Origin of the sequence: Saccharothrix variisporea (assembly GCF_003634995.1) — a bacterium.
In the GTDB taxonomy this organism is placed as follows: domain Bacteria; phylum Actinomycetota; class Actinomycetes; order Mycobacteriales; family Pseudonocardiaceae; genus Actinosynnema; species Actinosynnema variisporeum.
The window spans coordinates 9,376,515-9,385,680 of the sequence record NZ_RBXR01000001.1; the positions used below are offsets into that span (position 1 = coordinate 9,376,515).

The 9,166-nt window shown below is 72.5% G+C and carries 10 protein-coding genes; 3 read left to right on the plus strand and 7 right to left on the minus strand.

What is annotated here, in order from left to right:
* Nucleotides 1-39: 39 nt before the first annotated feature.
* Genes DFJ66_RS41900 through DFJ66_RS41915 form a run of 4 tightly spaced genes read right to left on the minus strand, consistent with a single transcriptional unit; the run spans nt 40 to nt 3,830 of the window.
* On the minus strand, nt 40-498 hold the full coding sequence (locus DFJ66_RS41900) for a MaoC family dehydratase (protein ID WP_121230390.1): 459 nt from the start codon (nt 496-498) through the stop codon (nt 40-42).
* The gene (locus DFJ66_RS41905) at nt 465-2,030 is read right to left on the minus strand and encodes an acyl-CoA synthetase (RefSeq protein WP_121230392.1); all 1,566 of its coding nucleotides are present in this window, start codon (nt 2,028-2,030) and stop codon (nt 465-467) included. The genes DFJ66_RS41900 and DFJ66_RS41905 overlap by 34 nt, the downstream gene beginning before the upstream one ends.
* 10 nt (nt 2,031-2,040) lie before the next feature.
* Entirely contained in the window at nt 2,041-2,919 is an 879-nt protein-coding gene (locus DFJ66_RS41910; protein WP_121230394.1) for an amidohydrolase family protein, read from the minus strand.
* A complete protein-coding gene (locus DFJ66_RS41915; RefSeq protein WP_121230396.1) occupies nt 2,916-3,830 on the minus strand; it encodes an SDR family oxidoreductase in 915 nt (304 codons plus the stop codon). Before DFJ66_RS41915 ends, DFJ66_RS41910 begins: the two co-directional genes overlap by 4 nt.
* Nucleotides 3,831-3,924: 94 nt before the next feature.
* Between DFJ66_RS41915 and DFJ66_RS41920 the strand changes: the two genes are divergently transcribed.
* Both DFJ66_RS41920 and DFJ66_RS41925 read left to right on the plus strand, forming a co-directional pair.
* Nucleotides 3,925-4,773, plus strand: coding sequence for a PaaX family transcriptional regulator (locus tag DFJ66_RS41920; RefSeq protein ID WP_246030146.1), 849 nt, complete (start codon nt 3,925-3,927; stop codon nt 4,771-4,773).
* Entirely contained in the window at nt 4,770-5,276 is a 507-nt protein-coding gene (locus DFJ66_RS41925; protein WP_121230400.1) for a GNAT family N-acetyltransferase, read from the plus strand. Before DFJ66_RS41920 ends, DFJ66_RS41925 begins: the two co-directional genes overlap by 4 nt.
* On the opposite strand, the gene DFJ66_RS41930 is transcribed toward DFJ66_RS41925, so the two are convergent.
* The 3 genes from DFJ66_RS41930 to DFJ66_RS41940 form a co-directional block, all read right to left on the minus strand.
* The gene (locus DFJ66_RS41930) at nt 5,264-6,097 is read right to left on the minus strand and encodes an alpha/beta fold hydrolase (RefSeq protein ID WP_121230402.1); all 834 of its coding nucleotides are present in this window, start codon (nt 6,095-6,097) and stop codon (nt 5,264-5,266) included. The genes DFJ66_RS41925 and DFJ66_RS41930 overlap by 13 nt on opposite strands.
* Nucleotides 6,098-6,224: 127 nt before the next feature.
* Nucleotides 6,225-7,820 carry a LuxR C-terminal-related transcriptional regulator gene (locus tag DFJ66_RS45255; RefSeq protein WP_147459549.1) on the minus strand — a complete coding sequence of 532 codons (1,596 nt, stop codon included), beginning with the start codon at nt 7,818-7,820 and terminating at the stop codon, nt 6,225-6,227.
* A 29-nt stretch (nt 7,821-7,849) separates the two neighbouring features.
* Nucleotides 7,850-8,596 (minus strand): DeoR/GlpR family DNA-binding transcription regulator, encoded by a 747-nt coding sequence (locus DFJ66_RS41940; RefSeq protein ID WP_121230406.1) that lies wholly within the window; start codon nt 8,594-8,596, stop codon nt 7,850-7,852.
* Nucleotides 8,597-8,644: 48 nt separating this feature from the next.
* Here DFJ66_RS41940 and DFJ66_RS41945 point away from each other — a divergent pair, with 48 nt between their 5' ends.
* Complete coding sequence (locus DFJ66_RS41945) at nt 8,645-9,019, plus strand: DUF4406 domain-containing protein (RefSeq protein WP_246030147.1); 375 nt, start codon at nt 8,645-8,647, stop codon at nt 9,017-9,019.
* The last annotated feature ends 147 nt before the right edge of the window (nt 9,020-9,166 follow it).

The following is a 9,166-nucleotide window of genomic DNA, read 5'->3' on the forward strand; positions in this document are numbered from 1 at the left end:
CTGGGAGGGCGGGTGTGCTGCCGGTCCGCGGCGCGGACCTCAGGTGTAGTGGCGGAGCACCGCCTGGGCGACGCACGCGGGCTTGTCGCCGCCGTCGACCTCGATGGTGAAGTCGACCAGCATCTCCACGCCGTCGCCCTTGACCTCGGTGACGCCGGCGACGGCGCCGTGCAGCCGGATCTTCGCGCCGACCCGCACGGGAGAGGGGAAGCGGACCTTGTTGAGGCCGTAGTTGACGCTCATGGTCACGCCGTTGATGGTGAGCAGTTCGGTGAACAGCGGGATGATCAGCGACAGGGTGAGGTAGCCGTGGGCGATGGTGCCGCCGAACGGCCCGCGGGCCGCCCGGTCGGGGTCGGTGTGGATCCACTGGTGGTCGTTGGTGGCCTCGGCGAACAGGTCCACCCGGTCCTGCGTGACCTCGAACCACTCGGTGTGCCCGAGGTCGGCGCCGGCCAGCGCTTTCAGCCCGTCGACGCCCTCTGCGATGGTCCCCATGTGTCTCCTGTGGACGGTAGGGTCGGCCCGCCGTAACGGGCGCGAACGAGTTTCTTCAGCAGCTTCCCGGTGGCGCTCTGCGGCAGCTCGTCCACGAACACCACCGATTTCGGGATCTTGTAACCGGCCAGCCGGTCGCGCAGGAACGCCAGGACCTCCGGCCCGCTGGCTCGTGCACCGGGCTTGACGGTCACGACCGCCCGGCCCACCTCGCCCCACCGGGGGTCCGGCACGCCGATCACGGTGCACTCGGCGATCGCGGGGTGCTCGTGGAGGGCGCTCTCGACCTCGGCGGGGTAGATGTTCTCCCCGCCGGAGATGATCACGTCCTTGAGGCGGTCCACCACCGTGATGTAGCCGTCCTCGTCCGGGGTGGCGACATCGCCGGAGCGGAACCACCCGTCAGGGGCGAAGGCCTGCGCGGTCTCGACCGGGTTGTGCCAGTAGCCGCGCATGACCGTGGGGCCGCTGACCACGATCTCGCCCTTCTCGCCGGGCGCGACCTCGGTCAGGTCCGGCCCGACCACGCGCACGTCGGTGAAGAAGTGCGGCACCCCGGCGGTCCCGGCCTTGGCCCGGCTCATCTCCTTGGTCAGGTACAGCGCGCCGGGGGAGGTCTCGGTCATGCCGTAGCCCTGGCTGAACGACAGCCCGCGCCGTTGGTAGGTGCGGATGGTCGCCTCCGGCACGGGTGCGCCGCCGCAGTTGACCTGCCGCAGGCTGGACAGGTCGGCCTCCTCCCACCGGGGGCAGGCGGCCATCGCGTTGTACATGGTGGGCACGCCGAACATGTAGGTGACGCGGTGGGTTTCGACCTGGTCGAGCACCTTGGCGGGGTCGAAGGCGGACATGAGGACGACCGTCCCGCCCTTGATGAGGGTCGGCAGGCAGGTCATGTTGAGCCCGGCGGTGTGGAACAGGGGCGCGACGACCAGGGTCACTTCGTCGCACGCCAGGTCGATGTCGACCAGCACGTTGACGGTGTTCCACGTGAGGTTGCCGTGCGTGAGCATTGCGCCCTTGGGACGCCCGGTCGTGCCGGAGGTGTACATGATCAGGCACAGGTCGTCGAGCGTCACCGGTTCGTCGATCGGGTCGGTCGCGGAGGCCGTGATCAGGTCTTCGTAGGAGGTTTCGCCCTTTGCGGGGTGGTCGAGCGCGATGAGCCGCAGCGGTCCGGCGGCCTGGACGAGGGCCGCTTGTTCCGGTGCGTAGACCAGCACGGCGCTGCCGGAGTCGGTCAGGACGTGCTCCACCTCGGCCGGCGCGAGTCGGGTGTTGAGCGGCACGAACACCGCGCCGAGCACGCCGGCGGCGAACAACGTCTCCAGGAACGCGGGGTGGTTGGGCCCCAGGTAGGCGACCCGGTCGCCTTTGCGCACCCCGAGTCCGTGCAGGCCGTGCGCCAGCCGGAGGACCCGGTCGTGCAGCTGCCGGTAGGTCTGCGAACGGCCTTCGTGGACCACCGCCACCTTGTCCGGGGTCTTGCGGACCCGCCGCGCGGTCCACGAGCCGATGCCCTGGTTGCGCATGAGGCCCCCTTCAGTCCTTGACCAGGCCCAGCAGGCGGGCGGCGTTGTCCTTGAGGATCTTGCGCCGGACTTCGGGCTTCACGTCCAACTCCGCGAAGTCGGCCAGCCACCGGTCGGGGGTGATGACGGGGTAGTCCGAGCCGAACAACACCTTGTCCTGCAACAGGGAGTTGGCGTACCGGACCAGCTGCGGCGGGAAGTACTTCGGCGACCAGCCGGACAGGTCGATGTGGACGTGCGGCTTGTGCGTGGCCACCGCCAGAGCCTCGTCCTGCCACGGGAACGACGGGTGCGCCAGGATGATCCGCAGCTCCGGGAAGTCCACGGCCACGTCGTCCACGAGCATGGGGTCGGAGTACTTCAACCGGATGCCGCCGCCGCCCGGCACGCCGGCCCCGATGCCGGTCTGCCCGGTGTGGAACAGCGCGGGCACGCCGAGTTCCTCGATCACCTCGTACAGCGGGTAGGCGAGCGGGTCGTTCGGCGCGAACCCTTGCAGGCTCGGGTGGAACTTGAAGCCTCTGACCCCGTGCTCCTCGACCAGCCGCCGCGCGGTGCGTGCGGCGGCCCGGCCGCGCCACGGATCAACGCTGGCGAAGGGGATGAGCGTGTCGGCGTGCTCGGCGCACGCCTGCGCGACCTCTTCGTTGGGGATGGGCGGGTGGCCGGTGGCGTGCTCGGCGTCCACGGTGAAGACCACTGCGGCCATTCGGCGTTCCCGGTAGTAGGCCGCCATTTCCGGGATCGTGGGCTGGCGGTGGCCGTGCGCCTTGAAGTACTTCTCGGACGCGGCGAGCAGGTCGTGGGGGAGGGAGGCGTGACCCTGGGCGGAGATCTCGGCGTGGGTGTGGACGTCGATGGCCACCAGTGCGTCGATGTCCGGGGTCATGGCGTGTCCTGGGGCCGGGGCGCGGGGATGCCGTAGGTCTCGGGTCGTCGGCCCACCGACGTGGCCCACGCCGCCGCGATGGCGTCCGCATCCCAGCCGCCGGGTTGGTAGGCCGTCGCGACCTCTTCGGGGTGCGACCACAGCGAGAGCTTGTCGCCGCCGATGCCGATGGCCTGGCCGGTGATCCCCCGGGCCGCCTTCGAGGCCAGGAAGACCAGCAGCCCGGCGACGTCCTCGGGCGTGCCGAACCCCTCGCCCTGGCGCAGCCACGCGGGGAACGGTTCGCCGCGCTGTTCCGCCGCTTCCACGAAGGGCGCGAACGCCGGGATCGTCTTGGTCATCGCGGTGGCCGCGACCGGGATGACCGCGTTGACCGCGATGTCGGCCTTGGCGCACTCCATCGCCCACGTGCGGACCATGCCGACGATGCCCGCCTTGGCCGCGGAGTAGTTGGTCTGGCCGAAGTTGCCGCGTTGTCCGGCCGGTGAGCCGACGACGACGATGCTGCCGCCGTCGCCTTGGTCGCGCATGCGCCGCACGGCGGCCCTAACGCACGTGAACGTGCCGCGCAGGTGCACGTCGATGACCGTGTCGAAGTCGTCGTCGGTCATCTTCCACAACACCCGGTCGCGCAGGACTCCCGCGTTGGTCACCAGGAGGTCCAGTCGACCGAACTCCTGGACGGCCCGCTCGACCAGGCGGTCGGCGACCTCGCTCGGCCCCACCGCGCCCACCTCGGCGACGGCCGTGCCGCCTTGCGCCGCGATGGCGTCGACGGCTTCCTTCGCGGCCCGCTCGTCGGCGTCGTTGACCACCACCGAGGCGCCCGCTGCGGCCAGGGCGGTGGCGTAGGCGAACCCGAGCCCACGTCCCGCACCGGTGACGACTGCGACTGTGCCCGTCAGATCCATTCGGGACCCCTTCCGACTGGATCCGAAGTTAGGCTCGCTCGTGTCGGCCGTCAAGAATTTGCCCAACTTTGCGGGACCGGGTTACGCTCGCCGGGTGATCCCGCATGGCGATCCGCCGTCCCCGGACGCGCAGGTCAGACCGCAGTCGTTGATGCTGAGCTTCCTGGGCGTGCACGTGCTCGGCCGGGGCGTCGCGGTGTTCTCCGGCAGCGTCATCGACGTGTTCGCCCGGGTCGGCGTGTCCGAGGAAGCGGTGCGCTCGACGCTGACCCGCATGGTCAAGCGGGACCTCCTGGCCCGACACCGCGCCGGTCGGCGGATGTACTTCGGCCTGACCACGCGCTCGGTGGCCGTCCTGCGCGACGGCGAGCACCGGGTGTGGCGCAGCGGCGCGGTCAACGACGACTGGGACGGCACCTGGACGATGGTCGGGTTCTCGGTGCCCGAGTCGTGGCGCAGCCAGCGGCACGACCTGCGCTCACGCCTGGTGTGGGGCGGCTTCGGCCCGCTGCAGAACGGGCTGTGGGTCGCGCCCGGCGTGGTGGACGTGCCCGGCCTGGTGGACGACCTGGACCTGAACGCGTACCTGAAGGTGTTCACCGCGCGCACGGCCAAGCCGACCGAAGCCGACCAGATCGTGCACACGGCCTTCGACGTCCCGGCCATCGCCGACCGCTACGCCACCTTCCTCCGCCGCTGGGACCACACCCACCCCGTGCCGGACGCCCCCGACGACCTGGCCCGCCAACTGCTCCTGCACACCGAGTGGCTCCAACTCGTCCGCCAGGACCCGCGCCTGCCCGCCGAACACCTGCCCCCCGACTGGCCCGCGATCCGGGCCGAGCAGGTGTTCCGCACGCTGGCGCGGGCGTACCAGGAGCCGGCCCGGGCGATCGCGGAGTCGGTCCTGGACACCGTCCCGGCCGAGATCCCACCGCCGTGACCCGGGTCGAGGTCATCACCACCGCCCGCTTGGAGTTGCTGCCGTTGCGGGTCGAGCACGCCGAGGAGATGGCGGAGGTGCTGGCCGATCCCGGGCTGCACACCTTCATCGGCGGCGCCCCGGACGACGTGGGAGCTCTGCGGTCGCGCTACCGGCGGATGATCGCGGGCTCGCCCGACCCGGCCGTGTCCTGGTTGAACTGGGTCGTCCGGCTGCGGTCCGAGGGGTGCTTGACCGGGACGGTCCAGGCGACCGCCGGTCCCGGCCCGGTCGCCGAGGTCGCCTGGGTGGTGGGGACCCCGTGGCAGGGGAGGGGCATCGCCACCGAAGCCGCGCGCGGGCTGGTCGACTGGCTCGGGCGGCACGGGGTGCGGACCGTCATCGCCCACATCCACCCCGAGCACCGGGCGTCCGCCGCCGTCGCCGCTGCCGCCGGTCTCGCCCCCACGGACGAGGTGCACGACGGTGAGGTCCGATGGCGGCGTGACGCCTACGCCGGTTGACGGGCCGACTCGAAGAAGGTGACCAGCTCCTCGGCCACGGACCGCGGTGCGAGGACCGGTGCGAAGTGGCCCAGGCCCGGTAGCTCCCAGACCTGCCCGTGGACGACGTGCCGGGCGAGGAAGCGCGCGGACGCGGTGAAGAACGGGTGGAGTCGGGTGCGCTTGCCGACCAGGAGCAGCACCGGCGCGGTCACCGCCGCCAGCGCCTCCGGGTCGGTCGCCCGCGGTCCCGCGTAGGACCCGTCCTGCTGGAGCAGTCGGAGCATCGCCGGCACCGCGCCCGCCCACCGCTGGAAGAAGTCCGTCCGCTCCAGCGCGGCGACCTCCTCGGCGGTGCAGATCCACGGGGCGAACGCGTGCAGCGCGTCGACCAGCCTGCCCGCGCCGGCCGCCGCGCCGATCCGCTGCATGGTGGCGGCGGTCTCGGCGAGGTCGTCAGGCCCCATGACCGGGATCAGGACCGGCTCGTGCACGGCCACGGCCGCGACGGACCGGCTGCGGGCCGCCGCGCCGAGCACCCACGCCCCGCTGCCCGACCAGCCGACCAGGCCGACCGGCTCGCCGATGCCGTCCACGAACGCCGTGACGTCCTCGACCAGGCGCGGCGGGGAGTGGTCCGGGTGGTCGGCGGAGAGGCCGCGGCCGCGCGTGCTCGGCAGGTAGCAGGTGAACCGGTCCGTGAGCTCGGGCAGCAGTGCCTCCCAGGCGATCTCGCCGTCCCCGATCGCGCCGTGGACCAGGACCAGGGCCGGTCCCCGTCCCCGCACGCGGCCGACGATCTCGGTGCCGTCGGGGGAGACGGCTCGGTGGATGCGTTCCATGATGTCCTCACCTCTCCGGATCGCTGCTGGTCAGCGGGTCTGGTGGGGACGTTAGGCAGCGGGGTGGCGCGCGGGCATCGGTGCGGATGACCATTCCGCGGCGGGCGGTCTACGCGGTTGTGCGTAGTCACCCCGTGGCGGTCAGGCCGCGGTCGAGGGCGTAGCGCACGGCCTGGGTCCGGGAGGTGACGCCGATCTTGTGGAAGATGTTGGTGACGTGCCGGGCCACCGTGCGGTCGCTGATGAACAGGGCCTCGCCGATCTCCCGGTTGGACCGGCCCGCGGCCACCAGTGCCAGCACCTCGCACTCGCGCGGGGTCAGTCCATCGGGAGGTTGGTGCGCGCCCAGCCGCGCGTAGGTCGCCTTCGCCTGCGCGGTCTCCGCGTCGGCGGACACGTCGTCGCCCAGCGCCCGGTACGCCCGGGAGAGCAGGACGCAGGTGCCGGCGGCGTCGTGGGGCGCGTGGAACTCCCGCCAGCGCAGGCAGGCGTCGCGGAGCACGGGGAGGGCGTCCGCGGCGCGGTCCTGGGCCAGCAGCACCGCGCCGCGTGCCGTGGCCGCCATCGCCTGGAGCCCCGAGGTCGCGTACGTGGACGCGGTCGCCTCGATCTCGGTGGCGGCGCGGACGGCGTCGTCCAGGTGCCCGGCGGCGATCGCGATCTCCACCAGGGCGGCGCACAGCGGAGCACGGCGCAGGGGATCGGCACCCGCCGCCGCCACGGCCGCGCGCACCGCCGCCACCGCTCCCGCCGGGTCGCTCGGAAGCCGCAGCAGCGCCCGTCCCGGCTGCGGGTCACGGCCGCGGGCGTGCGCCTCGTCGTACGCGTCGGCCGCGCTCGGGTCGCCGCGCAACCGGCGCGCCTCGGCGACGACGTACCAGGCCTCGGCGGCGTAGTCGACCCGGGTGGCGTCCAGCGCGTCCGCCACCGCCGACGCCGTCCGCTCGGCTTCCGCCCACTCGCCGCGCACCAGGTGCAACTGGGCCCGGTGCACCGCGCACAGCCCGCCGAACAACGCAGCCGCGGGGAAGCCGGCCAGCCACCGCTCGGTCAGGTCCACCCACCGCGCCATCCGGCGCAGGTCGGCGACCTCGTGGCAGGTGGCGATCGTGTGGCAGTACAGGCTGCCCGACGCGAACGGGGTCAGCCGGCCGTCGAGCACGGCGACCATGGCCTCGTCCAGCAGGGCCAGCCCGTCGACCACGTGGCCGGCCTTGACCAGGGCACGTCCCTCGCCGTTGAGGCCGAGGGCCACCAGGTCCGGCCGGCCGATCCGGTGGCCGAGCTCCCGCACCCGCCGGGCGACCTCCACCGCCTCGGCGGGGCGTCCGGCCTGGAGGGTCGGCTCCAGCCGGGTCAGCAGCAGGAGGAACCCGTGCGCGTGGCACTCCGGGACGCCGTCCAGCAGCCGGGCGGCCTTGCCGATCCAGCCCAGCCCTTGCGGTTCGTCGCCGCGCCCGAGGAGGAACAGTCCGATGCGGACAGCGGCCCAGGCGGCGTCGGCGGGTCGGGCGTCGGCCAGGAACGCTTCGCAGGCGGCGGCTTCGAGTCGCAGGTTGTCGTCAACGCGGCCGAGCCACCACACCGCATCCGCATGCGCGGCAAGGTCGTCCGCGGTGAGCAGTTCTGTTGCCACGGCGTCGAAGTGCGCCGCGGCAGCGACCCAGTCCTGTGCCCGGTGAGCCTGCCGCGCCCGACCCAGCACGTCCGGCCGCTCGTCCACCACCCCACACTCTAGGACCGGCGGCCGGTTCAGGCATGGATGAGCGGCACGTCCAGTGCGCGCAGGGTCGGGTTGGTCGCGGGGGCGTCGGTGATCACGCCGGCCACCTCCGCCAGGGGGATCACCGAGAAGCGTGATGCCGTGCCGATCTTCTCCGAGCTGGCCAGCACGTAGGTGTCCGCGGCTTGACGGGCGAGGGCGCGCTTCATGGCCGCCTCGTCCGCGTCGCCGGTCGTCAGCCCCAGTTTCTCGTGCACTCCGGTGACGCCCAGGAGGAACAGGTCGGCGTGCAGCCCCTGCGCCGCCTCGACGGCCGCCGCGCCGCACGTGACCATCGAGTGCCGGAACAGCCGACCCCCGATCAGGTACACCTCCACGTCCCGGTGATCGAGAAGCGCGCTCGCGATGGTCGGGCTGTGGGTGATGACGGTCGCGGCGAAGTCCAGCGGCAGCGCACGGACGACCGCCAGCGTGGTGGTCCCGCCGTCGAGGATGACGGTGCTGCCGGGTTCGAGCAGCGCGGCGGCGCGAGCGGCGACCCGTTCCTTGCCGGAAGTTTCCAGTTCTTGCCGGGTTGTGTAGTCGGCGATGGCGGGCGACACCGGCAACGCGCCCCCGTAGACCCGCTGGCACAGCCCGGCGGCGGCGAGTTCACGCAGGTCACGGCGGATGCTGTCCTCGGACATGCCCAGTTCGGCGGCCAGGTCCTTGGCCACGATCCGCCCGTCGACACGCAGTCGTTCGAGCAGCAGGTCCCGGCGCTGGGCAGCGAGCATGCCTGTTTCTCCTTGTTCGTTCCGACTTCTGCACGTTATGGTACGGCAATGACCAAGCCCCTGTTGATCCTGATCGCCGGCCCCTACCGCTCGGGCACCGGCGACGACCCGGCGCTGATGGCCCGCAACCTGTCCCGCCTGGAAGAGGCCGCGTGGCCGATCTTCCGCAGCGGGCACGTGCCGATGATCGGGGAGTGGGTGGCCCTGCCGGTACTGCGGGGCGCCGGCGCCGAAGACCCGACCGACCCGGCAGCCGAAGGCATCCTGTACCCGACCGCCCAACGCCTCCTCCAACACTGCGACGCCGTGCTGCGCCTGCCGGGCGAGTCGACGGGTGCCGACGAGGACGTGCGGATCGCGCGGGAGCGCGGATTGCCGGTGTACGAACGGATCGAGGACATCCCCGGCTACCGGGCAGCCTGAGCACCGCGGCTCGCGACCCCGCTCGGCGGAGGCCGCCGGCCACAGTGCCGAACTGGTGGCCACCCGCGGGCGGCTCTCGGCTGCCGAGCGGGAACGTCGGCACGGGCTGCTCGTCGTTGGCGCGGTTGAGGGACCTGCCCGCGCGGA